The sequence below is a fragment of the Pseudomonas sp. RAC1 genome, from assembly GCF_030658255.1.
Classification (GTDB): Bacteria; Pseudomonadota; Gammaproteobacteria; order Pseudomonadales; family Pseudomonadaceae; genus Aquipseudomonas; species Aquipseudomonas boreofloridensis.
Genome location: NZ_JAUTXS020000023.1, coordinates 17,322 through 44,134, shown reverse-complemented (window position 1 = coordinate 44,134; position 26,813 = coordinate 17,322). Strand labels below are relative to the sequence as shown.

The 26,813-nt window shown below is 64.4% G+C and carries 23 protein-coding genes; 15 read left to right on the top strand and 8 right to left on the bottom strand.

Going from position 1 to position 26,813, the window contains the following annotated elements:
* Window positions 1–10 precede the first annotated feature (10 nt).
* The 6 genes from Q7C30_RS06240 to Q7C30_RS06215 all read right to left on the bottom strand — a co-directional run bounded on the left by Q7C30_RS06240 (window position 11) and on the right by Q7C30_RS06215 (window position 7,296).
* Window positions 11–877 carry a symmetrical bis(5'-nucleosyl)-tetraphosphatase gene (locus tag Q7C30_RS06240; protein WP_317871011.1) on the bottom strand — a complete coding sequence of 289 codons (867 nt, stop codon included), beginning with the start codon at window positions 875–877 and terminating at the stop codon, window positions 11–13.
* Window positions 877–1,257, bottom strand: coding sequence for a Co2+/Mg2+ efflux protein ApaG (apaG, locus tag Q7C30_RS06235; RefSeq protein ID WP_317871010.1), 381 nt, complete (start codon window positions 1,255–1,257; stop codon window positions 877–879). Before apaG ends, Q7C30_RS06240 begins: the two co-directional genes overlap by 1 nt.
* Before the next feature lie 142 nt (window positions 1,258–1,399).
* Window positions 1,400–2,200 (bottom strand): 16S rRNA (adenine(1518)-N(6)/adenine(1519)-N(6))-dimethyltransferase RsmA, encoded by an 801-nt coding sequence (gene rsmA / locus Q7C30_RS06230; protein WP_029614045.1) that lies wholly within the window; start codon window positions 2,198–2,200, stop codon window positions 1,400–1,402.
* Entirely contained in the window at window positions 2,197–3,186 is a 990-nt protein-coding gene (gene pdxA, locus Q7C30_RS06225; RefSeq protein WP_317871009.1) for a 4-hydroxythreonine-4-phosphate dehydrogenase PdxA, read from the bottom strand. The genes rsmA and pdxA overlap by 4 nt, the downstream gene beginning before the upstream one ends.
* The gene (gene surA / locus Q7C30_RS06220) at window positions 3,183–4,502 is read right to left on the bottom strand and encodes a peptidylprolyl isomerase SurA (protein ID WP_039581146.1); all 1,320 of its coding nucleotides are present in this window, start codon (window positions 4,500–4,502) and stop codon (window positions 3,183–3,185) included. The genes pdxA and surA overlap by 4 nt, the downstream gene beginning before the upstream one ends.
* Window positions 4,483–7,296 carry an LPS-assembly protein LptD gene (locus tag Q7C30_RS06215; RefSeq protein ID WP_317871008.1) on the bottom strand — a complete coding sequence of 938 codons (2,814 nt, stop codon included), beginning with the start codon at window positions 7,294–7,296 and terminating at the stop codon, window positions 4,483–4,485. Before Q7C30_RS06215 ends, surA begins: the two co-directional genes overlap by 20 nt.
* Before the next feature lie 132 nt (window positions 7,297–7,428).
* Between Q7C30_RS06215 and Q7C30_RS06210 the strand changes: the two genes are divergently transcribed.
* Genes Q7C30_RS06210 through Q7C30_RS06200 form a run of 3 tightly spaced genes read left to right on the top strand, consistent with a single transcriptional unit; the run spans window position 7,429 to window position 9,882 of the window.
* A complete protein-coding gene (locus Q7C30_RS06210) occupies window positions 7,429–8,448 on the top strand; it encodes a phosphotransferase (protein ID WP_317871007.1) in 1,020 nt (339 codons plus the stop codon).
* Window positions 8,445–9,116, top strand: coding sequence for an N-acetylmuramate alpha-1-phosphate uridylyltransferase MurU (gene murU, locus Q7C30_RS06205; protein ID WP_317871006.1), 672 nt, complete (start codon window positions 8,445–8,447; stop codon window positions 9,114–9,116). Before Q7C30_RS06210 ends, murU begins: the two co-directional genes overlap by 4 nt.
* A gap of 1 nt (window position 9,117) precedes the next feature.
* Window positions 9,118–9,882 carry a TerB family tellurite resistance protein gene (locus tag Q7C30_RS06200; RefSeq protein ID WP_039581138.1) on the top strand — a complete coding sequence of 255 codons (765 nt, stop codon included), beginning with the start codon at window positions 9,118–9,120 and terminating at the stop codon, window positions 9,880–9,882.
* Between the two features lie 28 nt (window positions 9,883–9,910).
* On the opposite strand, the gene Q7C30_RS06195 is transcribed toward Q7C30_RS06200, so the two are convergent.
* The gene (locus Q7C30_RS06195; RefSeq protein ID WP_317871005.1) at window positions 9,911–10,918 is read right to left on the bottom strand and encodes an alpha/beta hydrolase family protein; all 1,008 of its coding nucleotides are present in this window, start codon (window positions 10,916–10,918) and stop codon (window positions 9,911–9,913) included.
* A gap of 92 nt (window positions 10,919–11,010) precedes the next feature.
* Between Q7C30_RS06195 and Q7C30_RS06190 the strand changes: the two genes are divergently transcribed.
* From Q7C30_RS06190 to trpE, 9 genes are all read left to right on the top strand, one after another.
* Window positions 11,011–13,395: a transporter substrate-binding domain-containing protein gene (locus tag Q7C30_RS06190; protein ID WP_317871004.1), complete on the top strand. Its 2,385-nt coding sequence runs from the start codon at window positions 11,011–11,013 to the stop codon at window positions 13,393–13,395.
* A gap of 13 nt (window positions 13,396–13,408) precedes the next feature.
* A complete protein-coding gene (locus tag Q7C30_RS06185) occupies window positions 13,409–14,038 on the top strand; it encodes a response regulator transcription factor (protein WP_039581131.1) in 630 nt (209 codons plus the stop codon).
* Between the two features lie 260 nt (window positions 14,039–14,298).
* Window positions 14,299–15,411, top strand: coding sequence for an ABC transporter ATP-binding protein (locus tag Q7C30_RS06180; RefSeq protein WP_039581128.1), 1,113 nt, complete (start codon window positions 14,299–14,301; stop codon window positions 15,409–15,411).
* Window positions 15,412–15,451: 40 nt separating this feature from the next.
* The gene (locus Q7C30_RS06175; protein ID WP_317871003.1) at window positions 15,452–16,486 is read left to right on the top strand and encodes an ABC transporter substrate-binding protein; all 1,035 of its coding nucleotides are present in this window, start codon (window positions 15,452–15,454) and stop codon (window positions 16,484–16,486) included.
* Window positions 16,487–16,552: 66 nt separating this feature from the next.
* Window positions 16,553–17,800 (top strand): ABC transporter permease, encoded by a 1,248-nt coding sequence (locus Q7C30_RS06170; RefSeq protein WP_039581125.1) that lies wholly within the window; start codon window positions 16,553–16,555, stop codon window positions 17,798–17,800.
* Window positions 17,801–17,811: 11 nt separating this feature from the next.
* The gene (locus Q7C30_RS06165) at window positions 17,812–18,639 is read left to right on the top strand and encodes an ABC transporter permease (RefSeq protein ID WP_029615070.1); all 828 of its coding nucleotides are present in this window, start codon (window positions 17,812–17,814) and stop codon (window positions 18,637–18,639) included.
* 206 nt (window positions 18,640–18,845) lie between these two features.
* Window positions 18,846–19,520 (top strand): ribulose-phosphate 3-epimerase, encoded by a 675-nt coding sequence (rpe, locus tag Q7C30_RS06160; protein ID WP_295485157.1) that lies wholly within the window; start codon window positions 18,846–18,848, stop codon window positions 19,518–19,520.
* Complete coding sequence (locus Q7C30_RS06155; RefSeq protein ID WP_039581120.1) at window positions 19,517–20,335, top strand: phosphoglycolate phosphatase; 819 nt, start codon at window positions 19,517–19,519, stop codon at window positions 20,333–20,335. Before rpe ends, Q7C30_RS06155 begins: the two co-directional genes overlap by 4 nt.
* A 70-nt stretch (window positions 20,336–20,405) precedes the next feature.
* Entirely contained in the window at window positions 20,406–21,887 is a 1,482-nt protein-coding gene (gene trpE, locus Q7C30_RS06150; RefSeq protein WP_317871002.1) for an anthranilate synthase component I, read from the top strand.
* A 96-nt stretch (window positions 21,888–21,983) separates the two neighbouring features.
* Here the strand turns inward: trpE and estP are convergent, their stop codons facing one another.
* Window positions 21,984–23,885, bottom strand: a complete 1,902-nt coding sequence (estP, locus tag Q7C30_RS06145) for an esterase EstP (RefSeq protein ID WP_317871001.1) — start codon at window positions 23,883–23,885, stop codon at window positions 21,984–21,986.
* A gap of 369 nt (window positions 23,886–24,254) precedes the next feature.
* Between estP and Q7C30_RS06140 the strand changes: the two genes are divergently transcribed.
* Genes Q7C30_RS06140 through trpC form a run of 3 tightly spaced genes read left to right on the top strand, consistent with a single transcriptional unit; the run spans window position 24,255 to window position 26,736 of the window.
* Entirely contained in the window at window positions 24,255–24,848 is a 594-nt protein-coding gene (locus Q7C30_RS06140) for an aminodeoxychorismate/anthranilate synthase component II (protein WP_029615069.1), read from the top strand.
* Between the two features lie 8 nt (window positions 24,849–24,856).
* Complete coding sequence (gene trpD / locus Q7C30_RS06135; RefSeq protein WP_039581110.1) at window positions 24,857–25,906, top strand: anthranilate phosphoribosyltransferase; 1,050 nt, start codon at window positions 24,857–24,859, stop codon at window positions 25,904–25,906.
* Window positions 25,903–26,736: an indole-3-glycerol phosphate synthase TrpC gene (gene trpC, locus Q7C30_RS06130; protein WP_039581107.1), complete on the top strand. Its 834-nt coding sequence runs from the start codon at window positions 25,903–25,905 to the stop codon at window positions 26,734–26,736. Before trpD ends, trpC begins: the two co-directional genes overlap by 4 nt.
* Window positions 26,737–26,813 lie beyond the last annotated feature (77 nt).

The window sequence follows — 26,813 nt, the reverse complement described above, 5'->3', positions numbered from 1 at the left end:
ACGCTTTCCTTCAGGTTCGATCGTCGATTCTAGTCGGTTCGCAGGTGACGCGGACGTCCCCTTCGTCGGTGCAGGCGCAGCGGTGATACGCCCCGCTGTCGAGGTTGTACAGGGTCATGGCACCGCCCCAGACGCAGCCGGTGTCCAGCGCGATGATGTCGGGTGTGTCCACCCGCCCTTCGAGGGCTGCCCAGTGCCCGAAGATGATCTTCACATGCCGCGAGCGACGGTTCTTGTGTGCATACCAGGCTTTGTAGCCTTTCGGTGCGCTGTCCAGGCCTTCCTTGCTCTTGAGGTCGAGCTTGCCGGTGGCGGTGCAGAAACGCATGCGGGTGAAGTAGTTGGTGATCACCCGCAACCGTTCGATGCCGGTCAGGTCCTTGCTCCACTTGTTCGGCTCGTTGCCGTACATCCCGTCCAGGTAAGGCTGGAGCCGGTTGTCGTCGCGCAGCACCTGCTCGACCTCTGCTGCCAACTCCAGCGCCTTGCCCAAGGTCCATTGGGGCGGGATGCCGGCGTGGGCCATGGCGATACCGCGTGCTTCGTCGTAATGCAGCAGCTTCTGCCGGCGCAGCCAGCCGAGCAGCGCATCGGCATCGGGTGCCTCGACGATTTCGCGCAGCGTGTCGCTCTTCTTCAAGCGCTCGGGGTTGTGCCAGGCGGCGAGCAGGTGCAGGTCGTGATTGCCCAGCACACAGACCAGCGAATCCCGTATCGAATAGAGGTAGCGCAGGGTCTCGAGCGATTCCGGGCCACGGTTGACCAGGTCACCCACCAACCACAGGCGGTCGCTCGCTGGATTGAAACGCACCTGTTCGAGCAGGCACTTGAGCGGTTTCAGGCACCCTTGAAGATCGCCGACGGCATAAGTAGCCATCAGTGCAGCGCCCCGGGCACCGCCAGACGGAAGGGCGCGATGGGTGCGTCGAAGCGTGTGCCATCTTCGGCGAACATCTGGTAGCTGCCCTGCATGGTGCCGACACGCGTGCTGATGACCGCTCCGCTGCTATAAGTGTGGCTCTGCCCAGGCGCGATGACTGGCTGCTGGCCGACCACGCCGTCGCCGCGCACTTCTTCGACTTCGCCGTCACCGTTGGTGATCAACCAATGGCGTGCGGTGAGCTTGGCCTTGAGTGTGCCGTTGTTTGCCACCGTGATGGTATAGGCGAAGGCGAACCGGTTGTTTTCGGGGTCTGACTGGTCTTTGAGGAAGCGGGTGACGACGCTGACGTCGATCTGATAGCGGGGGTCGGACATGCAAGGGCCTTGGCGAACGGAGCATTAACGCGATTGTCGCAGTCTAGGCCATTGCGAGGTCAGAGGGCCAGCGGTGCGGGCTGGCCGTGCCTATCATGGGCGTGTTCGGGACGCGATCAGGCACGCGCCACGAGCAAGGCGATCAGCCTTGCTGCGCCGCCAATTGATCGGCCAGGCGCACGAAGGCCGCCAGGTCGAGCTGTTCAGGGCGCAGGCTGCCGTCGACGCCTGCCGCCTCGATGGCTTGGCTGTCGAGCAGACCTTTGAGGGTATTGCGCAGGGTTTTGCGGCGCTGGTTGAACGCTTCGCGGACTACGCGTTCGAGCAGTGCTGGATCCTTGGCCGGATGCGGCAGCACTTCGTGTGGGACCAGACGCACGATTGCCGAGTCCACTTTCGGCGGTGGGTTGAATGCGCCGGGGCCGACATTGAACAAGTGCTCAACGCGGCAGTGGTACTGGACCATGATCGACAGACGACCCCAATCACCGCCACCGGGACCGGCCGCCATGCGCTCGACCACTTCCTTCTGCAGCATGAAGTGCATGTCGCGGATCAGACCGGCGTGCGCCAGCAGGTGGAAAATCAGTGGGGTGGAGATGTTGTAGGGCAGGTTGCCGACTACCTTGAGGCTGCGCGGTGGAACGCCCAGGGTATTGAAGTCGAATTTCAGCGCGTCGCCCTGGTGCAGGCGGAAGTTGTCACGGCCAGCGAACTTGTGTTGCAGGATGGGCACCAGGTCTTTGTCCAGCTCGACGACGTCGAGTTGCGCGCCGCTGCCCAGCAATCCTTCGGTGAGTGCGCCTTGGCCTGGACCGATTTCCAGCAGGTGCTCGCCCGCCTTGGCGTGAATGGCGCGCAGGATGCGGTCGATGATGCCAGCGTCGTGCAGAAAGTTCTGACCGAAGCGCTTGCGCGCCCGGTGTTGGTAATGCTCGTTCATGGTCGGTTCTCGGCCATCTGGTAGGCGGTGTGCAGGGCGACGCGCAAGCTGCCGGTGTCGACCTTGCCGCTGCCGGCCAGGTCCAGGGCGGTGCCGTGGTCCACCGAGGTGCGGATGATCGGCAGCCCCAGGGTGACGTTGACGGCGGCGCCGAAGCCTTTGTACTTGAGTACGGGCAGGCCCTGGTCGTGGTACATCGCCAGCACTGCGTCGCAATGCTCCAGATATTTGGGGGTAAAGAGGGTGTCGGCCGGCAATGGACCGCGCAGGTCCATGCCCTCGGCGCGCAGGCGCTCGAGTGCGGGCTCGATGATGTCGATTTCTTCGCGGCCGAGGTGGCCGCCTTCGCCGGCATGCGGATTGAGGCCGCAGACCAGAATGCGGGGCGTGGCGATGCCGAACTTGTCCCGCAGATCGGCGTGCAGGATGCGTGTGACACGCTCCAGACGCTCGGCCGTGATGGCCTCGGCGACGTCACGCAGCGGCAAATGAGTGGTCACCAGGGCCACGCGCAGGCCGTGGGTAGCCAGCATCATCACGACCTGGGCGGTGTGGGTGAGTTCGGCAAGGAATTCGGTGTGTCCGGAGAATGCAATGCCGCTTTCATTGATCACGCCCTTATGCACTGGGGCGGTGATCATGCCGGCGAAATCGCCATCCAGGCAGCCTTGGCCCGCGCGGGTCAGGGTATGCAACACGAAGGCGGCGTTGCGCGCATCGAGCTGACCGGGTTGCACGGGCGCCGCCAACGGCGTGTCCCAGACGTACAGGCTACCCGCCGGAGCGGGTTCGTCAGGCCAGGCGTGTGGCGAGACCTCGAGCAAACTGATCGCCAGCCCCAGTTGCGCGGCCCGCGTCAGGAGCAGGTCACGGCTGGTGATGGCGATCATGGGATGGGGTTGCTGCTCTGCGGCGAGCAGCAGGCACAGGTCGGGACCTATGCCTGCGGGCTCGCCAGGCGTGACGGCGAAGCGCAGGGGTTTCACTGCGCGGCCTGTTCGGCGCCAGGCAGCTTGATCTCAACGTAGGCTTCGTCGCGGATCTGACGCAGCCAGCTTTGCAGCTCTTCGTCATACTTGCGGTTGCGCAGCACGCTCAGCGCTTGCTGCTCACGCGCCTGCTCGGTGCTGTCGGTGGCGCGGCGGCCCAGCACTTCCAGCACGTGCCAGCCGTATTGGGTCTTGAACGGCTTGGTGACCACACCTTGCTGGGCATTGGCCATCTGCTCGCGGAATTCCGGCACCAGGCTGTTCGGATCGACCCAGTTGAGGTCGCCGCCGTTGAGCGCGGAGCCCGGATCTTCCGAGAAGCTCTTCGCCAGCTCGGCGAAGTCTTCGCCATTCTGGATGCGATCGTAGATGCGCTGAGCCAGTTGCTCGGTCGCGGCGTCGCTACGGATTTCGCTCGGCTTGATCAGGATATGGCGCACATGGACTTCGTCACGCAGCACGCTTTCGCTGCCGCCACGCTTTTCCTCGAGCTTGAGGATGATGAAGCCATTGGGGATACGAATCGGCTGGGTGATGTCGCCAATCGACATGCTGCTGAGCATCTTGGCGAAGTCAGGTGGCAATTGACCGGCTTTACGCCAGCCCATCTCGCCGCCTTCCAGGGCATTCTCGCTGGCCGAACGGGCGATGGCCAATTGGCCGAAGTCCGCACCCTTGCGCAGTTGCTGGTAGACGTCACCGGCCTGGCGCGCAGCGGCCTGGATCGCGTCGGAGTTGGCGCTTTCCGGGGTTGGGATGAGGATGTTGGCCAGGCGGTACTCTTCCGACATCTGCATCTTGCCCAGGTCGGAGTTGAGGAAGTTCTTCACTTCCTGCTCGGAGACCTGGATGCGCTCGGCCACGCGACGCTGGCGAACGCGGCTGATGATCATCTCGCGTTTGACCTGCTCGCGGGCGTCATCGAACGACAGACCGTCGTGGGCCAGGGCTGCACGGAATTGATCCAGTGACATGCCATTGCGCTGGGCGATGGTGCCGATGGCCTGGTTGAGTTCCTCGTCGGTGATGCGAATGCCGGAGCGTTCGCCGATCTGCAGTTGCAGGTTCTCGACGATCAAGCGCTCGAGCACTTGCTGCTGCAGGGCGCTGGCCGGTGGCACACCACCGCCGCGTTTGGCGATGGTCTGCTGCACTTCGTGGACGCGTTGGTCCAGTTGGCTCTGCATGACCACGTCGTTGTCGACGATGGCCACCACACGGTCCAGGGGCTGTGGCGCGGCATACACCGCACCGCTCAGCATTACGGCGCCCAGCATCAGCGGGCGCAGACGATCAATAAGCTTGCTCTTCACGGGTACGGTAACCTTGAATGCCTTTGTCCAGGAACGATTCGACCTTGTTGCCGACGACGCCGCCGAGGCCTTTGAGGACGATCTGCAGGAATACGCCATGGTCGCCTTTTTCGTTGGTCGGCAGTGCCTGGCTGAAATCATCGATATCGAGCCAGTAGCGGTTGATCAGGCGGACTTTCCAGCAGCAACTGTCGTACTCGAAACCGCCCATGGCTTCCAGGGTACGGTTGCGGTTGTAGTCGTGCTGCCAGCGTGCAATGACGCTCCACTGCGGGACCAGCGGCCAGATGACCGAGAAGTCGTGCTGCTGGATCTTGTAGTAGTCCTTGATGTAGTTCGGCTGGCCTGGAGTGCCGTAGTCACCGCCGCCCACTTTCCATGTGCCGGTGAGCGAGTCGTAGGCAATGGTGTCGTTGCGATAGCGATAGCCGAGGTTGACCACCTTGTTCGGGTTGTCTTCGGGCTGGTAGTGGAACATCGCGCTGCCCGAGCGGGTGCTGCGGCTGTCCGGATCCCAGTTGAAGTCCGAGTTGAAGCGCCAGTCGCGGTTGAATGCGTACTGATAGACCAAGGCGTACGGTGACACATTGGCCTTGGCGTCATCGCGCTCGCGATAGTTGATGCCTGGCAACTGAACCTTGCGGTCTTCGAAGTAGTAGGCCTGGCCGATGCTGAAGCGTTGACGCTCGAAGCCGTTGTCTTCGATCCAGCGGGTGGTCACGCCCAGCGACAGCTTGTTCTCGTCGCCGATGCGGTCTACGCCACTGAAGCGGTTGTCGCGGAACAGCGAATCGTAGCTGAACAGCGTTTCGCTGGTGTCGAACAGCGGGATGTCCTTCTGGTCCTTGTTCGGGACGTAGAGGTAGAACAGTCGCGGCTCGAGGGTCTGGCGGAAGTTGGTACCGAACATCGAGGTGTTGCGGTCGAAGTACAGGCCGCTGTCCACACTGAAGATCGGGATGTCACGGTTGATCGAACTGCTGTAGCTGCCATAGGCAGGGTTTGCCGACTGAGCAAGTGCTTCGGCTTTGCCTTTGCCATCAAGGTCAAGATCGTAGCTGGTATAGGCGTACTTGAGTTTGGGCGTGATGTAGCCGTAGCTGGCTTCCATCGGCAAACTCATGGCTGGCGCGAGATTCAAGCGAGTGCCGTTGGCACGGGCGATACCTGTGACGTTTTCGTCCAGGCGACGGCCTGGGAAGCCGGTGCTGATATCGGCAAAGCCATCTTTATCTCGCACGAAATCGTTCTTCAGATCACGATCGAACCGAACAGCCTCGGTGTCGTAAGTGAAGTCCAGACCTGCCGGATGATACGGCAGCATGCCGTTCACGGTGATCTGTGGCAGACGGTCATACGGCGTGATCTGCGAGATGGTCGCCATCTCGTAGGCCTGCACGTTCAATCGTGCGGTGAAGGTATCGCCGCGATAGTTGACAGCGCCTTGCTGGTTGACGAAATCACGTCGCTCGATGCCGATCTGATCCGATTCCAGATCCTGGAAGTAGAACGGATCGCTGATGTTGGTGTAGTCCACCTCGGTCATGATGCGGTCGTCGAGACCGCCCTTGTGCTGCCAGTTGACCATCCAGCGTTCTTTCTTGTAGTCCGTCTGCTTCTTGCGGTCGTCGCTCTCGTCGTTGAGGTAGGCGCCGCCGAACTGACCTTCGCTGGACTTGGTGAGGTAGCGGAATTCGCCTTCCATCATCATGCCGCGTTTGGCCATGTAGCGCGGATACAAGGTGGCGTCGTAGTTAGGCGCCAGGTTGAAGTAGTACGGCGTGACCAGCATGAAGCCGGTATCGCTGCTGGTGCTGAACGACGGCGGCAGGAAGCCGGACTGGCGACGGTCGTCGATCGGGAAATAGATGTACGGCGTGTAGAAGACCGGAATGTCCTTGATCCGCAGCGTCGCGTTGGTCGCGGTACCAAAGCCGGTGGCCGGGTTGAGCGTGATGTTGTTGCCCTTGAGTTGCCATGCGTTGCTGCCCGGCTCACAGGTGGTATAGGTACCGTCCTTGAGGCGGATGATGGCGTTCTCGGCACGTTTGGCATAGAGCGCATTGCCGCGGATGTGCGACTTGTGCATCACGTATTCGGCGTTGTCGATCTTGGCCGCGCCGGTGTCGAGCTGGACCTCGGCCTGATCGCCGACGACCAGGGTGCCGTTGTCGCGAATGCGCACGTTGCCCTTGAGCTCGCCTCGGTTCTCGGCCTGGTACAGATTGGCCTCGTCGGCCTGGGCCTGCATGCTGCCCTGGCGCATGACCACGTCACCAGCGAGGGTAGCGATCTGCTGCTCCTGCTGGTACTTGGAGACCTTGGCATTGATGTAGGTGGGCGATTCGTCCTTGGGCGTGGAGTCGTTCATGCCAGGACGGGTCGGCTCGACATAGGCGCCGCCGCAATAGGGGCCAGTCTCGGCCAACTGGGCGGCCGTGAGCTTGTCACGCGGCACCCAGTCCAAGTGACTGTAGTCCTCGCTGCGCGACTTCAGGCCACGGCCTTTGCTCTCGGTGACCAGCACCGGCTTGGCTTCGGCACTGCTGCCAGCCGCCTCGGCGGTCTGGGCCTCGGTGCCGCCACTGAGCGCGGCACCGTCGTGCACAGGGCGCGGCGGCAGCGTGTTGGCTGCAGTCTTGGGCTTGCAGTCCCAACCACCGGCGGCGGACACTTGGCAGTCGAACTGCTCGGCAGCCACCACGTACGAGGTGGCCAGAGGTTGCAGGGCCAGCAGACCGCCAGTGACCAGCAACGGAAACTTTCTACGAAACGCGGGGGATTTCAATGCCATCTTATTAGTCCGGGCTTCCTGCGTGCCATCTGCCCGCGTGTGGGGGCCGCACGCCTCTCGATGGTCTGAAAAAGATGCTGGATAATAAAGCATGACCCGCTTGACGGCTAGGGGCCGTCGGAGACCCTTGTAATGCCCGATCATGATGTACGCCTGCAACAGCTGACTGTGTGGCTCGAACGACAGTTACAGAATCTTTTTCGCGACAACGCCTGGGGCGAGGTGCCGACCGGTAGCCTGACCGCCGCCAGCAGCGACGCGAGCTTCCGCCGCTACTTCCGCTGGGAAGGCGGCGGCCGCAGTCTGGTGGTCATGGATGCGCCGCCGCCCCAGGAAAATTGCGCACCGTTCGTCGCTATCGATCACTTGCTGTCCAGCGCCCAGGTCAACGTGCCGGTCATCCATGCCCAGGACCTGGAACGGGGCTTCCTGCTGCTGAGTGACCTGGGACGTCAGACTTATCTGGAGGTGATCGACGGCGACAACGCCGACGCGCTGTTCGACGCGGCCATCGAGGCGCTGCTGGCCTTGCAGCGCCTGCCGATGCAGGCACCGCTGCCCAGCTATGACACGGCGCTGCTGCGTCGCGAGCTGGCATTGTTCCCCGAGTGGTACGTCGGCCACGCGCTGAACACCGCCTTCGATGACGCTCAGCAGGCCCGCTGGCAACGTATCAGCCAACTGCTGATCGACAGTGCCCTGGCGCAGCCCAAGGTGCTGGTGCACCGCGACTACATGCCGCGCAACCTGATGCTCAGCACCCCCAACCCCGGCGTACTGGACTTCCAGGATGCGGTCTACGGTCCGGTGACCTACGACATCACCTGCCTGTTCAAGGACGCTTTCCTCAGTTGGCCCCAGGCCCGCGTCGACGCCTGGTTGCGCCGCTACTGGGACCAGGCGCGTGCGGCCGGCATCCCGGTACAGGCAGACTTCGCCGACTTCCAGCGCGCCAGCGATCTGATGGGCGTTCAGCGTCACCTGAAAGTGATCGGCATCTTCGCCCGCATCTGCCACCGCGATGGCAAGCCGCGCTACCTCGCCGACGTGCCACGGTTCTTCGCCTACCTGCACGAGGTGATCGCTCGCCGTCCGGAGTTGGCGGAGTTGGGTGAACTGCTGGCCGAACTCGACAGCGGAGCGCGCCCATGAAGGCGATGATCCTGGCGGCCGGCAAAGGCGAGCGCATGCGCCCGCTGACCCTACATACCCCCAAGCCCCTGGTGCCGGCAGCCGGCAAACCGCTGATCGAGTATCACCTGCAGGCTCTGGCCAGCGCGGGCATCACCGAGGTGGTGATCAATCACGCCTGGCTGGGCCAGCAGATCGAAGATCACTTGGGTGATGGCAGCCGCTTCGGCCTGCACATCCAGTACTCCCCCGAAGGCGAGCCGCTGGAGACCGGTGGCGGTATCTTCAAGGCGTTGCCGCTGCTGGGCGAGGCGCCGTTCCTGCTGGTCAACGGCGATATCTGGACCGACTACGACTTCGCCCGCCTGCGCCAACCGCTGCAGGGCCTGGCGCACCTGGTGCTGGTGGATAACCCCGGGCATCACGGCCGTGGCGATTTCCACCTCGACGGCGCGCATGTGCTCGACGGTGACGACAGCCCAGGCACCCTGACCTTCAGCGGGCTGTCGCTGCTGCACCCGCACCTGTTCGACGGCTGCCAGCCCGGCGCCTTCAAGCTGGCACCGCTACTGCGTCGGGCGATGGCGGACGGGCAGGTGACCGGTGAGCACTATCGGGGGCAGTGGGTGGATGTCGGTACGCTCGAGCGCCTGGCCGAGGTCGAGCGCTTGATCGGCGAGCGTGCCTGAGATGTGGTGGCCGAGCACAGTGATCGGTGCCGGGGCCGGTTTTGCCGTGGCCAGTATTCCGGGCGCGCTGTTGGGCGCCTTGCTGGGCCAGGCCATGGATCGGCGTCTGCGCATACAGGGGTGGGAGGATGCGCGCGAGCGTCTGGGCGGACGTCCGGCGCTGCGCGACGAGGAATTGCTGTTCCTGCTGCTGGGACGGTTGGCCAAGAGCGATGGGCGCGTCGCCGAGGGGCACATTCATCAGGCGCGGCAGGAAATGACCCGTCTGGACCTTGGCGAACCCGCCCGCCTGCGGGCCATTTCGGCCTTCAATCGTGGCAAGGCGGGCAAGGGGCGTCTGGACCGTTACCTGCGCCGCATCGGTCATCAGCCGCACGGTGCGGAAGGCGCATTGCGCGCCTGTTGGCGCATGGTCTGGGCCGATGGCAAGGCAGGGCATCATGAGCGCGAACTGCTGCTCAACTGGGGCCGGCAGTTGGGCATGACCCGCACCCAGGTGCAGGCGCTGTCGCAGGAGTACGAGCCGAGCCGTGCGGCGGTGGCGAGCGGGGCGATGACCTATGCCGCCGCCCTGCGCGTACTGGGGGTCGAGCCCGACACCGACGCGGACCAGGTCAAGCAGGCCTATCGACGTTTGGTCAGTCGTCATCACCCGGACAAGCTGGTGGGCAGCGGCGCGAGCGAGGCGCGGGTGCGCGAAGCCACCGAGCGGACCCGCGAACTGCACCAGGCCTATGCGCTGATTCGCACGCGGCGGGGGATCTGAGCGATCGGTCCGCCGCGGCCGTGGTGTCTCAAGGTGCCTCTAGTGGATCTTGCGGCATCATCCAGCCCCGCACCCGACGGAACAATTGCTCCTGCTCTGCCGAGCGGTCGCCCGGCATGGCGATCAGCGAGAGTTGCCGGTACTGGCTGTCCTTCTCGCGCTTGCTGGCCTGCAAGCGCAATTGGGCGGCGTTCTGGTCGCGGGTACGGGTGACGAAATAGATATCGGCAGTCGGCACCTTGAGCGTTGGCACCAGGCTTTCCAGGTCGTGCTCGACCCGCGCCGGTGTCTGCGCGGAAATCAGCGCCAGCTTCTGCACCTGCGGTGGCTGCTTTTCGCTGACATAGCGCGCCGCCCAGTACGCGCCGCTGCCATGACCGATCATCACGATGCTGTGGGCGTTCTGCTGCTGGGCGAAGGCCACGGCAGCGTCCAGGCGGGCGAAGATGCGCGCGGCATCGGCCTGGTCGCTGTGTTCACTGGCCTGCGCCGCGTCGGTGCCCTGGGCGGTATCCGGATCGGGCGCGGTCGCCTGGGCCACATTGGCGTTGGCGTCGTCCGGGGTGTCCTTGGCGGGGGCGCTGGTGCCTTCGCCCTTGTCCTTGGCCGCGGGTGCGGGGGTATCAGCCGCGCGCGGCTGCGGGCTGTCGGCCAGCAGGTCGGGCAGGCTGACGCTCAGGCTGTGCCAGCCGACATCGGGAAAGCGATTGCGCAGCGGTGCGACGGTGACAGGCCAGTCGGCGCTTTCGCCGGCACCCGGCACGATGATCACCGCGCCTTTGGGGTTGCTGTCATTGGCGGGTTTCCACAGGGCCAGGAAGCTCTCGCCATCGGCCTGCAAGGTCTGCTGCTGCGCCTTGGGCACCAAGCGCTCCAGCGCCAGGGCATCTTCCTGGCTGCGCTCGAGCAGCGGTGCACGCACCGCCGCGGCCTCGGCGGGGGCGGCCGGCGTCTCGGCCTCAGCGGCGTGAGCGCTCAGGGGAAGGGTTGCAGCCAGGCAGAACAGGGCCAGCGACGTGCGATAAAGTGTGAACATGGATCAACCCAAGGCCAGAATATACCGGCAGCCTAATAGTAAATGCCCGCGACGGCCACGCAGTTGGCCATCATTGCCAGGACGAGCCCCCGATGAAGCGATTGCGTTGCCTGTTGGTTATCGGCTGGTTGTGCCTGCCCTTGATCGCGCTGGCCAAGGAGGCGACGCCGCTGGCGCAACTGGAGCCTGCACAGCAGCAGTGGCTCGATGGCCATCGCCACCTGCGCGTAGGCCTGGTGTTGCAGGCGCCCTACGCGCAGTTCGACCGTCGATTGCAGCAACTGTACGGGGCCAACGTCGAGTTGGTCAGCGAGCTGGCACGTGCCCTGGACCTGGACCTCACCTGGCGCAACTACCCGGACCAGGCCGGCCTGGAGCATGCGCTGCAAATCGGCGAGATCGACTTCGCGCCTGGTCTCACCCAGACCCCGGCGAGCCTGCGCCTGTGGTTGTTCAGTGACCCCTACATGCGGGTGCCGCAGCTTGTGGTGGGCCTGCGCGGCAGCACGCGGGCGGTGGATCTGGAGAAGCTCGGGGCCGCTGACGGCGTTGCGGTGCGCTTGCCCGGTGTGCTGGCCGATTACCTGCGCAGTAATTACCCTCGGCTCGACCTGCAAGGTGTGGCCAACGACCGCGAGGCGCTGCAACGGGTGCTCAGCGGCCAGGCGCGTTTTGCCGTACTGGACGAAGCGCAACTGAGCCGGTTGTCGCGCGAAAGCGAGTTCAGCGACCTGGCCGTGGTGGCCGATATCGGCCTGCCGCAGTTGCTGCGCATCGGCTCGCGGCGTGACTGGCCACTGCTGGCCGAGGTGTTGCAACGCGGCCTGCAGGCGCTGCCGGCCAAGACCCTGGAGCAACTGCATCAGCGCTGGCTGCAGCCGCAGTATCCACGCGGTAGCGAGTCGGCAGGTTTCTGGCAGAACCTGGCGCTGCTGTTGGGCTTGCTGTTGCTGGGGGCCTTGGCGACGTTGGCCCTGCAACGGCGTCAGCAACGACGTCTGGAGCGCGGACTGCTGGCCGCGCGCGAGGCGCTGGTGGAGCGCCAAGGCCGTGAGGAGGCGCTACGCCTGAGCCAGTTCTCCATCGATCAGAGCACCGTGGGCATTCTCTGGGTGCATTGGGACAGCCACGTGCGCTACGCCAACCATGCCGCCGAACGCATGCTTGGGCAGGGTGAAGGGCAGTTGCTGGAGCGGCCATTGGGCGACATCGAACCGAGCCTCGACATGGACCGCTGGCGTGCATTGTGGAACCGCGTGCGCACCGGCGACAGCGGCGCCCAGGCGTTCGAGAGCCTGTGCCGGTGCGCCGATGGCCGCCTGCTCCCGGTCGAGTTGTCCTTGAGCTTTCTGCGCTTTCGCGACGCCGAGTACCTGGTGGTGTACCTCACCGACATCACCGATCGCCGTCGCGCCCTGGCCGAACTGCGCGAGCGCGAGGCGCGGCTCAAGGGCATCGCCGGCAACGTGCCGGGACTGGTGTTTCGTCTGGAGCGCGATCCCGCCGAGGGTGAGCCGGAGTTTCCCTATATCAGCGAAGGCAGCCAGGCGCTGGTCGGCTACGCGCCGGTCGAGATCCAGCAGCCGGACATGGGGCTGCGCTCGTTGGTGCATCCCGATGACCGCGCCGACTATCACCGCGTGCAAAACCTGGCATTGGCCAGCGACCGTGACTGGTCCTGGCAGGGTCGCATGGTCACCCGCCAGGGCGCCGAGCGCTGGGCCGACATCAAGGCCCGCGCCCGGCGCCAGGCCGACGGGCGGGTGGTGTGGGACGGTATCGTCTGGGACATCACCCAGAGCAAGCGCGCCGAGCTGGCGCTGGCCAGTTCCCAGGAGCAACTGCGTGAATTGGCGGCGCACCTGGAGAGCGTGCGCGAGGAAGAGAAAGCGCGCATCGCCCGTGAGGTCCACGACGAGCTGGGGCAGATGCTCACCGTGCTCAAGCTCGAAGTGTCGATGTGCGAGTTGGCCTTCGCCGATCTCGACCCGGCCCTGCACGAGCGTCTGGCCAGCATGAAGCGCTCGATCGCCCAACTGTTCCAACTGGTGCGCGATGTGGCCACGGCGTTGCGCCCGCCCATTCTCGATGCCGGTATCGCCTCGGCCGTCGAGTGGCAGGCCCGACGCTTCGAGGCACGTACGCAGATTCCCTGTCTGGTGCAGGTACCGGATAATCTGCCACCCTTGAGCGATGCCAAGGCCACCGGCCTGTTCCGTATCCTTCAGGAAGCCCTGACCAACGTCATGCGCCATGCCCAGGCGCACACCGTGCAGATCGAGCTCAGGCGCGACGGCGACCTGCTGCGCATGACGGTGATCGACGATGGCGTCGGTTTCGAGCCCGAACAGTCGCGTCCTACCTCGTTCGGTCTGGTCGGTCTGCGCGAGCGGGTGTTGATACTCGGCGGCAGCGTGACCGTGGACAGTGAGCCGGGCGAGGGCACCAGCCTGAGCGTGGCCGTCCCCCTTTCATGACAGGAGAAGCAGCGTGATCCGAGTGCTGGTAGCCGAAGACCACACCATCGTGCGCGAAGGCATCAAGCAGTTGATCGGCCTGGCCAAGGACCTGCAGGTGGTGGGCGAGGCGGGCAATGGCGAGCAGTTGCTCGATGCCTTGCGCCACACGCCCTGCGACGTGGTGCTGGTGGACATCTCGATGCCGGGTATCAGCGGTCTGGAAGCGATCCCGCGTATCCGTGCATTGGCCAACGCACCGGCGATCCTGGTGCTGTCGATGCACGACGAAGCGCAGATGGCCGCACGCGCGCTCAAGGCCGGGGCGGCGGGTTATGCCACCAAGGACAGCGACCCGGCGCTGCTGCTCACCGCCATTCGCCGGGTGGCCGGTGGCGGTCGCTACATCGACCCGGCGCTGGCCGACCGCATGGTCTTCGAAGTGGGGCTGACCGAAACCCGGCCGTTGCACACGCTGTTGTCCGAGCGGGAGTTTTCCGTGTTCGAGCGCCTGGCCCAGGGCGCCAACGTCAACGACATCGCCCAGCAACTGGCGCTGTCGAGCAAGACCATCAGCACGCACAAGGCGCGGCTGATGCAGAAGCTCCAAGTCCACTCGCTGGCTGAGCTGGTGAAGTACGCCATGGCGCACAAGCTGATCTGATTGCGACAGCCCTCGGCCTGACAACGGTTTCTCGTCCTGCACCGGGGCCATCGCGGCACCAGGCTCGCCCTGCACGCGTGCGGGTGGCGGCCGATGCCCCGAGTGAATGAGCATTCCATTTGCGTCATTCATGTAGGGCGATCCCTACAACGAATCTTCCATCTGGATGATGGCATTCTCTCAGCACCGCCGATTTCGGCGAGGTAACCGTTCTTCTAGTCTTTCGCCCACGCAGTCATTCCAACAAGAAGGTGCAGGGCATGAGCGAGGCGAAATCGAACGAGACGCTGGTCAGCTTTCGGGGCGTGCAGAAGAGCTACGACGGCGAATCGCTGATCGTCAAAGACCTCAACCTGGACATCCGCAAAGGCGAGTTTCTGACCCTGCTCGGCCCCTCGGGCTCCGGCAAGACCACCAGCCTGATGATGCTGGCCGGCTTCGAGACCCCCACCGCTGGCGAGATCCAACTGGCAGGCCGCTCGATCAACAATGTGCCGCCGCACAAGCGCGACATCGGCATGGTGTTCCAGAACTACGCCCTGTTCCCGCACATGACCGTGGCCGAGAACCTGGCCTTCCCCCTGACCGTACGCAACCTGAGCAAGACCGACATCAGCGAACGGGTCAAGCGCGTGCTCAACATGGTCCAGCTCGACAGCTTCGCCAAGCGTTACCCCGGCCAACTCTCCGGGGGCCAGCAGCAGCGCGTGGCGCTGGCCCGCGCCCTGGTGTTCGAGCCGCAACTGGTGCTGATGGACGAGCCGCTCGGTGCACTCGACAAGCAGTTGCGCGAGCACATGCAGATGGAGATCAAGCACATTCACCAGCGCCTGGGCGTGACCGTGGTGTACGTGACCCACGACCAGGGCGAAGCGCTGACCATGTCCGATCGCGTGGCCGTGTTCCACCAGGGGCAGATCCAGCAGATCGCCGATCCGCGCACGCTCTACGAAGCCCCGGCCAACACCTTCGTGGCCAACTTCATCGGCGAGAACAACCGCCTCAATGGCACCCTGCTGTCGCGTCAGGGGGAGCGCTGCCAGGTGCAACTGGCGCGTGGCGAGCAGGTCGAGGCGCTGGCGGTGAACGTCGGTGCGCCCGGCGAGCCGGTGACCTTGTCGGTGCGCCCCGAGCGGGTGCGCCTCAACGGCCACAGCGAACATTGCGCCAATCGGTTTTCCGGCCGGGTGGCCGAGTTCATCTACCTGGGCGACCACGTACGGGTTCGTCTGGAGGTGTGCGGCAAGAGCGATTTCTTCGTCAAGCAGCCGATTGCCGAGCTCGACCCGGCGCTGGCCGTGGGCGACGTGGTGCCGCTGGGCTGGGCGGTGGAGCACGCGCGCGCGCTCGACCCGGTCGTCGAAGCCCACTGATGGTTCGTTTCACCAACCCTGTACTGTGGAGAGAATAATAATGCGCAAGCAGTTGAAACTGACCGCCCTGGCCCTGGGGCTGTTCACCGCCGGCCAGGTGCTGGCCGCGGACCTCACCGTGGTGTCCTTCGGTGGTGCCAACAAGGCCGCCCAGGTCAAGGCGTTCTATGAGCCGTGGGAACAGGCAGGCAAGGGCAAGATCGTCGCCGGGGAATACAACGGTGAAATGGCCAAGGTGAAGGCCATGGTCGACACCAAGAGCGTGTCCTGGGACCTGGTGGAGGTCGAGTCCCCAGAGTTGGCCCGTGGCTGTGACGAGGATATGTTCGAGCCGCTCGATCCCGCGTTGTTCGGCAACGAGTCCGACTACGTCAAAGGCGCCATCCAGCCGTGCGGCGTGGGCTTCTTCGTGTGGTCCACGGTGCTGGCCTACAACGCCGACAAGCTCAAGTCCGCCCCCACCAGTTGGGCCGATTTCTGGGACACGAAGAAATTCCCCGGCAAACGCGGCTTGCGCAAGGGCGCCAAGTACACGCTGGAATTCGCCCTGATGGCCGACGGCGTGGCGCCCAAGGATGTCTACTCGGTGCTGTCCACCAAGGCCGGTGTAGACCGCGCCTTCAAGAAACTCGACGAGCTCAAGCCGAGCATCCAGTGGTGGGAAGCCGGCGCCCAGCCGCCGCAGTACCTGGCTTCCGGCGACGTGGTCATGAGCTCGGCGTACAACGGGCGTATCGCGGCAGTGCAGAAGGAGAGCAACCTGAAGGTGGTGTGGAACGGCGGCATCTACGACTTCGATGCCTGGGCCATTCCGCGTGGCGCGAAGAACGTCGAGGAGGCCAAGAAGTTCATCGCCTACAGCGTTCAGCCTGAGCAGCAGAAGATCTACTCCGAGAACATCGCCTACGGCCCGGCCAACGCCAAGGCCGTCGCCCTGCTCACCGACGAGGTCAAGCAGAACATGCCGACCACGCCGGAGAACATCGCCAACCAGGTGCAGATCGACGTGGCCTTCTGGGCTGACAACAGCGAGCAACTGGAGCAACGCTTCAACGCCTGGGCTGCGAAGAAGTAATGCGTGTCGCTGGAGCGCCGGGCCGTTGGCCGGCGCTCCCCCGTTTTCCTGTTTGCGGAGTTCGTCATGGCCACTGCAGTGCCCCTCAATGAAGGCGCAGGTCCAAGTCTCAAGCAGCGCCTCAAGCGTGCCGAGCGGGTCAACCGCTGGAAGGCGCAGGCGTTGATCGCACCGCTGGTGGCGTTTCTGCTGCTGGTATTTCTGGTGCCGATCGCCGCGTTGCTGTTCAAGAGCGTCGGTAACCCCGAAGTGGTGGCCGGCCTGCCGCGCACCGTCGAGGCGGTGGCGCAGTGGGATGGCAAGAGCCTGCCCGGCGAAGCGGTGTACCGCGCCCTGAGCGACGACCTGGCGCAGTCGCGCAAGAACCAGACCTTGGGCGAGCTCTCTAAGCGCCTGAACATGGAACTGGCCGGCTACCGCAGCCTGCTGTCGAAGACGGCCCGCGCCTTGCCGTTCAAGACCGAGCCGGCGTCCTATAAAGAGGCGCTGCAGAGCCTCGACGAGCGCTGGGGTGACCCGGCCTACTGGCAAGCGATCCGCCGCAATACCAGCTCGGTGACGCCGTTCTACCTGCTGGCCGCGCTGGACCACCGCATCGACGACCTAGGCGAGTTGGCCAAGACCACGCCCGACCAGGCCATCTACCTGGACATCTTCGCCCGCACCCTGTGGATGGGCGTGGTGATCACCGCGATCTGCCTGCTGCTGGCCTATCCGTTGGCCTACCTGCTGGCCAACTTGCCGACCCGTCAAAGCAACCTGCTGATGATCCTGGTGCTGCTGCCGTTCTGGACATCGATTCTGGTGCGGGTGGCCGCGTGGATCGTGTTGCTGCAATCGGGCGGCCTGATCAACAGCGCACTCATGGCCATGGGCGTCATCGATCAGCCGCTGGAGTTGGTGTTCAACCGCACCGGCGTGTACATCTCCATGGTCCACATTTTGCTGCCCTTCATGATCTTGCCGCTGTACAGCGTGATGAAAGGCATTTCGCCAAGCTACATGCGTGCGGCGATCTCCCTGGGCTGTCATCCGTTCGCCAGCTTCTGGCGCGTGTACTTCCCGCAGACCTACGCCGGTGTCGGCGCCGGTTGCCTGCTGGTGTTCATTCTCGCCATCGGCTACTACATCACGCCGGCGCTGCTGGGTAGCCCGAACGACCAGATGGTCAGCTACTTCGTCGCGTTCTATACCAACACCAGCATCAACTGGGGCATGGCCACCGCCTTGGGCGGGTTGTTGCTGCTGGCCACGGTGCTGCTGTACCTGATCTATAGCTGGCTGGTCGGCGCCAGCCGCCTGCGCTTGAGCTGAGGAGCCTTGTCATGTTGAGCCCTTACATGTCGCCGGTGGAGCGGGTCTGGTTCTACGGCCTGCGCATTCTCTGCGGCCTGATCCTGCTGTTCCTGGTGCTGCCGGTGCTGGTCATCATTCCGCTGTCGTTCAACAGCGGCAGTTTCCTGGTCTACCCGCTGCAAGGCTTTTCGCTGCAGTGGTACCAGGACTTCTTTGCCTCGGCCGAGTGGATGCGCGCGCTCAGGAACAGCATCATCGTCGCCCCGGCGGCCACGGTGCTGGCGATGGTGTTCGGCACTCTGGCCGCAATCGGCCTGACCCGTGGCGATTTTCCCGGCAAGTCGCTGGTGATGGCGCTGGTGATTTCGCCAATGGTGGTGCCTGTGGTGATCATCGGGGTGGCCAGCTACCTGTTCTTCGCGCCGCTGGGGCTGGGCAACAGTTTCCTCTCGCTGATCCTGGTGCACGCGGTGCTGGGTGTGCCGTTCGTGATCATCACCGTGTCGGCGACGCTTCAGGGGTTCAACTACAACTTGGTTCGCGCGGCGGCCAGCCTGGGCGCCTCGCCGCTGCTGGCGTTCCGTCGGGTGACCTTGCCGCTGATCGCGCCCGGGGTGATTTCCGGGGCGCTGTTCGCCTTCGCCACGTCGTTCGATGAAGTGGTGGTGACGCTGTTCCTCGCCGGTCCCGAGCAGGCCACCCTGCCGCGCCAGATGTTCAGCGGCATTCGCGAAAACCTCAGCCCGACCATCGCCGCCGCTGCGACGCTGCTGATCGGTTTTTCGGTGGTGTTGCTGCTGACCCTGGAGTGGCTGCGCGGGCGCAGCGAGAAGCTGCGGACCCAGCAACCTGGCTGACTCTGCGACGGCTGTGTCGGCCTTGTCGCGGGGCAAGCCCGCTCCACAGGTAGAGCACTGCACTCATGAACAGTGGGATCCCTGTGGGAGCGGGCTCGTCCCGCGATGAGGCCGGTACAGGCAACTGCGGTTTTGATACCAATCAGCCCCGATCCATTCGCCTGAGTTACAATGCGCGCCACCGTGATTCTGCCAACAGGTGCGCCATGCAGCCCTACGCTATTGCCCCCTCCATTCTTTCCGCCGACTTCGCCCGCCTGGGCGAGGACGTGGACAAGGTTCTGGCCGCAGGGGCCGACATCGTCCACTTCGATGTCATGGACAACCACTACGTGCCCAACCTGACCATCGGCCCGATGGTCTGCAGCGCGCTGCGCAAGTACGGCGTGACCGCCCCCATCGACGTGCACCTGATGGTCAGCCCGGTCGATCGCATCATCGGCGATTTCATCGAGGCCGGTGCCACCTTCATCACCTTCCATCCCGAAGCGACCCAGCACATCGACCGTTCGCTGCAACTGATCCGTGACGGCGGTTGCAAGGCCGGCCTGGTGTTCAACCCGGCCACTGGCCTGGACGTGCTCAAGTACGTGATGGACAAGGTCGACATGGTCCTGCTGATGAGCGTCAACCCAGGGTTTGGCGGACAGAAGTTCATTCCCGGCACCCTCGACAAACTGCGCGAAGCACGCGCACTGATCGACGCCAGCGGCCGTGATATCCGCCTGGAGATCGATGGCGGGGTCAATGTCGGCAATATCCGTGAGATCGCCGCCGCAGGCGCCGACACCTTCGTCGCCGGATCGGCGATCTTCAACGCGCCGGATTACGCCGAAGTCATCGCCAAGATGCATGCCGAGCTCGCCCAGGCGCGCCCATGAGCGGCTTCGAGCAGTTGTTCCCGGGGACGCTGCCCAAGCTGGTCATGTTCGATCTGGACGGCACCCTGATCGACTCGGTGCCGGACCTGGCTGCCGCCGTCGACCACATGCTGGTGGCCCTGGGGCGCCCGCCTGCGGGCCTCGAGGCCGTGCGTCAGTGGGTCGGCAATGGCGCCGAGGTGCTGGTACGCCGCGCCTTGGCCGGCAGTCTCGAGCATGCCGACGTGGACCCCGAACTGGCTGAGCGAGGCTTGGCGTTGTTCATGCAAGCCTATGGCGAAAGCCATGAGCTGACGGTGGTCTATCCCGGCGTGCGCGACACCCTGCGCTGGCTGCACAAGCAGGGTGTGGAGATGGCGCTGATCACCAACAAGCCCGAACGCTTCGTCGCGCCCTTGCTCGACCAGATGAAGATCGGCCGCTACTTCCGCTGGATCATCGGCGGCGACACCCTGCCTCAGAAGAAACCCGACCCGGCCGCACTGCTGTTCGTCATGCAGATGGCGGGCATCGCTCCGGAGCACGCGTTGTTCGTCGGCGACTCGCGCAACGATGTGCTGGCGGCCACGGCAGCGGGGGTCAAGAGCGTCGGCTTGACCTACGGCTACAACCACGGGCGGCCGATCGAAGAGGAATCGCCAAGCCTGGTGCTGGATGATTTGCGTCTGCTGTTGCCCGGTTGCGTCGTCACCGACACTGGGATAACGTGGGCAAACCTTCACGCCTCCAAAGACAGAGATCGCACTGTGGGTGTCACCGGCAAATTCTGGATGAAAGTCATCAAGGCCCTGGCCCGCTGGCGCTGGCGCGCCTGACTCCTGCCCGCCGGCGCCTGCCGGCTCGTCTGCTCGTCCGACCCCATTGCTGCTTGCCCCGAGGCTACCCATGACCCGCGAAGAATTCCTGCGCCTGGCCGCTGCCGGCTACAACCGCATTCCCCTGGCCTGTGAAACCCTGGCCGACTTCGACACACCGCTGTCGATCTACCTCAAGCTGGCCGACCAGCCCAACACCTACTTGCTCGAGTCCGTGCAGGGCGGTGAGAAGTGGGGCCGTTATTCGATGATCGGCCTGCCGTCGCGCACGGTGCTGCGGGTTCACGGCTACCGGGTGAGCATCCTGGAAGACGGGGTCGAAGTGGAAAGCCATGAGGTCGAGGATCCGCTGGCTTTCGTCGAGTCGTTCAAGCAGCGCTACAAGGTCGCCGACATCGCCGGTCTGCCGCGCTTCAACGGCGGCCTGGTCGGCTACTTCGGCTATGACTGCGTGCGCTATGTCGAGAAACGCCTGGGAGCCAGCCCGAATCCTGATCCACTGGGCGTGCCGGACATTCTGCTGATGGTGTCCGACGCGGTGGTGGTGTTCGACAACCTGGCCGGCAAGATGCACGCCATCGTGCTGGTCGATCCCGAGGACACGCAGGCCTTCGAGCAGGGCCAGGCGCGGCTGGCCGGGTTGCTCGACACGTTGCGCCAGCCGATCACCCCACGCCGCGGCCTGGATCTCGGCGGCCCGATGCCCGCAGAACCGGCGTTCCGCTCCAGTTACACCCGCGACGATTACGAGAAGGCCGTGGGCCGGATCAAGGAGTACATCCTGGCCGGCGATTGCATGCAGGTGGTGCCGTCGCAGCGCATGTCCATCGATTTCAAGGCTGCGCCCATCGACTTGTACCGTGCGCTGCGCTGCTTCAACCCGACGCCCTACATGTACTTCTTCAATTTCGGCGACTTCCACGTGGTCGGCAGTTCGCCGGAAGTGCTGGTGCGGGTCGAGGACAATCTGGTCACGGTCCGTCCCATCGCCGGCACCCGCCCGCGCGGTGCCACCGAGGAAGCGGACCGGGCGCTGGAAGACGACTTGCTGTCGGACGACAAGGAAATCGCCGAGCACCTGATGCTGATCGACCTGGGGCGCAACGATGTGGGGCGGGTGTCGTCCACCGGCAGCGTGCGGCTGACCGAGAAGATGGTGATCGAACGCTACTCCAACGTGATGCACATCGTCTCCAACGTCACCGGTGAACTCGCCGAGGGGCTCACGGCGATGGATGCCTTGCGTGCGATCCTGCCGGCCGGCACCTTGTCGGGTGCGCCGAAAATCCGCGCAATGGAAATCATCGACGAACTGGAGCCGGTCAAGCGCGGCGTCTACGGTGGCGCGGTGGGTTATTTCGCCTGGAACGGCAATATGGATACCGCCATCGCCATTCGCACGGCGGTGATCAAGGACGGCGAACTGCACGTACAGGCCGGTGGCGGCATCGTCGCCGACTCGGTGCCGGCGCTGGAGTGGGAAGAAACCATCAACAAGCGCCGCGCCATGTTCCGCGCGGTGGCGCTGGCCGAGCAGACCACGCTCAAGTAAACCCTTCGCATCGGGGCTGTTGCGCAGTCCCGCTCAGGCCGCGCCTGCAAGACGACCCGTCTGTCTGCAGGAGCGGCCTTGCGCCGACTTGAAGCGTTAGAAGTCCACGCTTACGCCCACGCTCACCCCTTGCTGGCGCAGTTCGTCGCTCTTGCGCCAGTTGTAATTCCCCGCCAGCTTCACCCCCGGCACCAGCTCATGACTGATGCCCAGGCTCGCCCGCGTCAGGTTGCTGTGGGGCGTGTACCCGGCGAGGGTGAAGTCGTTGGCTGGAAGGCTGGTCAGGTGCAGGGTCAGGTCCTGGCGGTCGTCTTCGAACTCGTGCTCGCGTGCCACCTCGGCGAACAACCGCGTATTGGCCATCACTTGCACACTGCCCAGCACGCCTGCCCCCAGTCGCCGTGACGTGCGGTCCTGGTCGTCGAAGCCCAGCGCCGTCGAACGTCCGCTCTTCTCGTCATAGCCGTCCACCTTCACCCGCGCGTAATCCGCGCTGATGAATGGCGCCAACTGCCAGGCGCTGTCGTCGGTCGCCAGGTTGTAGCCCAGTCGGCCGCTGAGCGCCCAGGCCTCGCCGTCGGTACTGCCTTTCTCGCTACGCTCGCCTGCGCCGAGGGCGAAGTTGCGCTTGAGGTTGTCGTAGTTCAGGTGCCCGGCGGTCAGCGCTGCATCGGCCCACCAGCGGTTCTGACGGAACTGGGCGAAGGCGCTGGCCAGGTAACTGTCGAGCGCGTAGTCCGAATCCCGTGGCCCTGCTTCGAGCTTCTGCCGATAGGCGCCCGCTGCAATGCCTACGCGCCAAGCGTCGTCGAGCCGGTAGCTGCCGCCCAGGGTCAGGTTGTAGCCGCGCCCGTCGCCGCTGGCGGCGCTACGCTGGCTGCCGAAATCCAGGTCCTGGGCACCGGTGGCGACGAACGCCTGCCACTGGCCGACCGGCTGCCAGGGCGAGCGCCATTGATTGCGCAGTTCGTCCTGATGCGCGCGCAGGCTGGCGTGAGCCATTTCCGGTAACAGTGTCAGCTCCCAGGGCGCGGCGAGAATGGAATAGGCGTAGTCAGCGATCAATTGCTGACCGGCGATGGTTGGGTGCACCGAATCGTTGAACAGCAGCCGTGAGGGATCGGGATTGCTGCCGTTCACGCCGTACACCGGATTGTCGGTGCAGCCGTCACCGCTGTAGCAGGTGCCGACCAGGTTCTGGTCGGCGGCCAGGCCGAATTGCGCCGGGCTGCGCAGCGCTTCGCCGAGCAGCTTGGGAATGTTCAGCGGGATGACTTCGGCGTCCACCTGGCGCAGTTGGCCGAGCAACGACTGATTGAACACGCCTGAAAGCTGCGACAGCGGCGCTTGCTGCGGCGTGCCGCTGAAGTTCGGTGTCTGGCCCAGGTCCGGCAGCAGCCAGACCATGATGTAGCGCGCTCCACCCTGCTGCAGGGCCTGGGCGCTGGCCGCCAGGCGGGCACCGGCTGCGGCGGCGCTGGCGGGGCTGTTCACCAGGCCTTGGAGAAAATCGTTGCCGCCGCCGGTGAGGTAGTACAGCGCATTGGGGTCGGCTCGCAGTCCGCCGGCCAGATAGCCGGGACGCTCGCGCAGCACCAGGCCGGCGCCCAGGCGCCCGGGCGGAATCACTGCCTGGGAGGTTTCGGTGATCGAGTCGAGGACTTGCTGCGTGGTGTAGCCGCCGACCGCCCAGTTATTGCCGTCGGGCCGACCTTGCAGCAGGTTGCTCAGCGACGTCGAAGGCCCCAATGACGTGGCGGAAAAGCCTAGTTTGGTGCCGAGGATCATCGGTGACACGGGCGCGTAGTCGCCATTGCCCTGGCGATTGGTGAAGCGCAGGCCCTGCGCGCTGCCGGTCAGGTCCGGGAACTGTCCCGCATCGCTGAGGCTGTCGCCGAAAACCAATAGGGAAGAATAAGGGGAGGGCGCTGCCATGGCCTGGCTGCAGACCAGGCTGAGCAGGCACAGGGTAGTACGCAGGAACGGCGGCTGGCGCATGGATGAAATTCCGTTTCGTTGTTGTTTTGAGGAGCAGCTCGCAGACCTTAGCAAAAAAACCGCCGGTAGGTTCCAGGCCTCTGCGTTTGCCGGGGTTTGCCGCGTATTGCGCCCGTTGTCGCGGTAGGCTACTGTGCCGGGACGTATGAGCGAGAACTACCCCGTGTTGATCGTCAGCAAACTCCTGATGCGCGTTATCAAGGCTCACGCCCGTTGGCGTTGGCGCGCCTGACACTTTCCCCTGCCGGCCTTGCCCGGCCCGTCCCGTTTGCCTCCTGCCGTTCCACATCGCCGTCGCGGTATCGCCGCGCCCATGAACGACGCAGGCAGGTCCGAAAGTACAGTCAGTAAGTTCAAGAGGTTGCCCCGATGTTACTGATGATCGACAACTACGATTCCTTTACCTACAACGTGGTGCAGTACCTTGGCGAGTTGGGTGCCGAGGTCAAGGTCATTCGCAACGATGAAATGACCATCGCCCAGATCGAAGCCTTGAATCCGGAACGCATCGTCGTGTCTCCCGGCCCCTGCACCCCGAGCGAGGCTGGGGTGTCCATCGAAGCCATCCTGCATTTTGCCGGCAAACTGCCGATCCTCGGCGTGTGCCTGGGGCACCAGTCCATCGGCCAGGCCTATGGGGGCGAGGTGGTGCGCGCGCGCCAGGTGATGCATGGCAAGACCAGTCCGGTGTTGCACCGTGACCTGGGTGTGTTCGCCGGATTGAACAACCCCCTGACCGTGACCCGCTATCACTCGCTGGTGGTCAAGCGCGATACCCTGCCGGACTGCCTGGAAGTCACCGCCTGGACGGCGCACGAAGATGGCTCGGTCGACGAAATCATGGGCCTGCGTCACAAGACCCTGAACATCGAAGGCGTACAGTTCCATCCGGAGTCAATCCTCACCGAACAGGGCCACGAGCTGTTCGCCAATTTCCTCAAGCAGACCGGCGGCCGCCGTTAAGGAACGACATGGATATCAAGAACGCGCTGAGTCGCATCGTTGGCCACCTCGACCTCACCACCGACGAGATGCGCGATGTCATGCGCCAGATCATGACTGGCCAATGCAGCGAGGCGCAGATCGGCGCCTTCCTCATGGGCATGCGCATGAAGAGCGAGAGCATCGATGAGATCGTCGGTGCCGTGTCGGTCATGCGCGAGCTGGCCGAGAAGGTCGAACTGCAGAGCCTCGACGGCGTGGTCGACATCGTCGGCACCGGTGGCGATGGCGCCAATATCTTCAACGTATCCACGGCCTCGGCTTTCGTGCTCGCGGCCGCTGGCTGCCCGGTGGCCAAGCACGGCAACCGCGCGGTGTCCGGCAAGAGCGGCAGCGCCGACTTGCTGGAAGCGGCCGGCATCTACCTGAACCTGACGCCGGTCCAGGTCGCGCGCTGCATCGACAGCCTGGGCATCGGCTTCATGTTCGCCCAGACTCACCACAGCGCCATGAAGCACGCCGCCGGCCCGCGCCGCGACCTCAGCCTGCGCACCCTGTTCAACATGCTCGGCCCGCTTACGAATCCGGCCGGGGTGAAGCATCAGGTGGTGGGGGTGTTCACCCAGGCGCTGTGCCGCCCGCTGGCCGAGGTGCTGCAGCGACTGGGCAGCAAGCACGTGCTGGTGGTGCACTCCAAGGATGGCCTGGACGAGTTCAGTCTGGCCGCGCCGACCTTCGTGGCCGAACTCAAGAACGGCGAGATCAGCGAATACTGGGTCGAGCCTGAAGACCTCGGCATGAAAAGCCAGAGCCTGCATGGGCTGGCGGTCGAAGATCCACAGGCGTCGCTGGCGCTGATCCGCGACGCGCTGGGCCGGCGCAAGACCGAAAATGGCCAGAAGGCCGCTGAAATGATCGTGCTCAACGCGGGCGCCGCGCTGTATGCCGCCGACCATGCCATGAGCCTGAAGTCGGGCGTCGAACTGGCCCACGATGTGCTGCACACTGGCCTTGCCTGGGAAAAACTCCAGGAACTGGGCGCCTTTACCGCGGTATTCAAGCAGGAGAACGGAGCATGAGCGTACCGACGGTGCTGGAGCGGATCATCGTCCGCAAATTCCAGGAAGTGGCCGAGCGCAGTGCTCGCGTCAGCCTGGCCGAACTGGAGCGACTGGCAAAGGCGGCCGATGCCCCGCGTGGCTTTGCCGATGCCTTGATCAAGCAGGCCCGGGCCAAGCAGCCGGCGGTCATCGCCGAGATCAAGAAGGCGTCGCCGAGCAAGGGTGTGATTCGCGAGCTCTTCGAGCCCGCGGACATTGCCGTGAGCTATGAGAAGGGGGGGGCTACCTGCCTGTCGGTGCTCACCGATGTGGACTACTTCCAAGGCGCCGACCAGTACTTGCAACAGGCCCGGGCGGCGGTGTCGCTGCCGGTGATTCGCAAGGACTTCATGGTCGACCCTTACCAGATCGTCGAAGCCCGAGCCTTGGGCGCCGACTGCGTACTGCTGATCGTCTCGGCGCTGGACGACGTGAAGATGGCCGAGCTTGCCGCCACGGCCAAAGACGTCGGCCTCGACGTGCTGGTGGAAGTCCATGATGGCGACGAGCTGGAGCGGGCGCTGAAAACCCTGGATACGCCGCTGGTGGGGGTCAACAACCGTAACCTGCACACCTTCGAGGTCAGCTTGGACACCACGCTGGACCTGCTGCCCCGCATTCCCCGCGACCGTTTGGCCATCACCGAGAGCGGCATCCTCAACCGCGCCGACGTGGAACTGATGGAAATCAACGAGGTGTATTCCTTCCTGGTCGGCGAAGCGTTCATGCGCGCCGAGCAACCGGGCCTGGAGCTGCAGCGGCTGTTTTTCCCCGACCAGGTGAAGAAAACCGTTCAGTCGCTGGACTGAACGCAACGAAGCCGGCGCGATGCCGGCTTTTTTGTGTTTGCTTGCGGCCTTTGGATGCGGATTCACCTGCGCCAAGG

Coding starts and splice junctions, on each gene's coding strand:
- estP (WP_317871001.1), bottom strand. CDS start 23,885: ATGCGCCAGCCGCCGTTCCTGCGTACTACCCTGTGCCTGCTCAGCCTG.
- Q7C30_RS06175 (WP_317871003.1), top strand. CDS start 15,452: ATGCGCAAGCAGTTGAAACTGACCGCCCTGGCCCTGGGGCTGTTCACC.
- Q7C30_RS06200 (WP_039581138.1), top strand. CDS start 9,118: ATGTGGTGGCCGAGCACAGTGATCGGTGCCGGGGCCGGTTTTGCCGTG.
- Q7C30_RS06140 (WP_029615069.1), top strand. CDS start 24,255: ATGTTACTGATGATCGACAACTACGATTCCTTTACCTACAACGTGGTG.
- apaG (WP_317871010.1), bottom strand. CDS start 1,257: ATGTCCGACCCCCGCTATCAGATCGACGTCAGCGTCGTCACCCGCTTC.
- Q7C30_RS06215 (WP_317871008.1), bottom strand. CDS start 7,296: ATGGCATTGAAATCCCCCGCGTTTCGTAGAAAGTTTCCGTTGCTGGTC.
- trpE (WP_317871002.1), top strand. CDS start 20,406: ATGACCCGCGAAGAATTCCTGCGCCTGGCCGCTGCCGGCTACAACCGC.
- Q7C30_RS06165 (WP_029615070.1), top strand. CDS start 17,812: ATGTTGAGCCCTTACATGTCGCCGGTGGAGCGGGTCTGGTTCTACGGC.
- trpD (WP_039581110.1), top strand. CDS start 24,857: ATGGATATCAAGAACGCGCTGAGTCGCATCGTTGGCCACCTCGACCTC.
- Q7C30_RS06210 (WP_317871007.1), top strand. CDS start 7,429: ATGCCCGATCATGATGTACGCCTGCAACAGCTGACTGTGTGGCTCGAA.
- rpe (WP_295485157.1), top strand. CDS start 18,846: ATGCAGCCCTACGCTATTGCCCCCTCCATTCTTTCCGCCGACTTCGCC.
- murU (WP_317871006.1), top strand. CDS start 8,445: ATGAAGGCGATGATCCTGGCGGCCGGCAAAGGCGAGCGCATGCGCCCG.
- Q7C30_RS06155 (WP_039581120.1), top strand. CDS start 19,517: ATGAGCGGCTTCGAGCAGTTGTTCCCGGGGACGCTGCCCAAGCTGGTC.
- trpC (WP_039581107.1), top strand. CDS start 25,903: ATGAGCGTACCGACGGTGCTGGAGCGGATCATCGTCCGCAAATTCCAG.
- Q7C30_RS06170 (WP_039581125.1), top strand. CDS start 16,553: ATGGCCACTGCAGTGCCCCTCAATGAAGGCGCAGGTCCAAGTCTCAAG.
- Q7C30_RS06240 (WP_317871011.1), bottom strand. CDS start 877: ATGGCTACTTATGCCGTCGGCGATCTTCAAGGGTGCCTGAAACCGCTC.
- Q7C30_RS06195 (WP_317871005.1), bottom strand. CDS start 10,918: ATGTTCACACTTTATCGCACGTCGCTGGCCCTGTTCTGCCTGGCTGCA.
- Q7C30_RS06190 (WP_317871004.1), top strand. CDS start 11,011: ATGAAGCGATTGCGTTGCCTGTTGGTTATCGGCTGGTTGTGCCTGCCC.
- Q7C30_RS06180 (WP_039581128.1), top strand. CDS start 14,299: ATGAGCGAGGCGAAATCGAACGAGACGCTGGTCAGCTTTCGGGGCGTG.
- rsmA (WP_029614045.1), bottom strand. CDS start 2,200: ATGAACGAGCATTACCAACACCGGGCGCGCAAGCGCTTCGGTCAGAAC.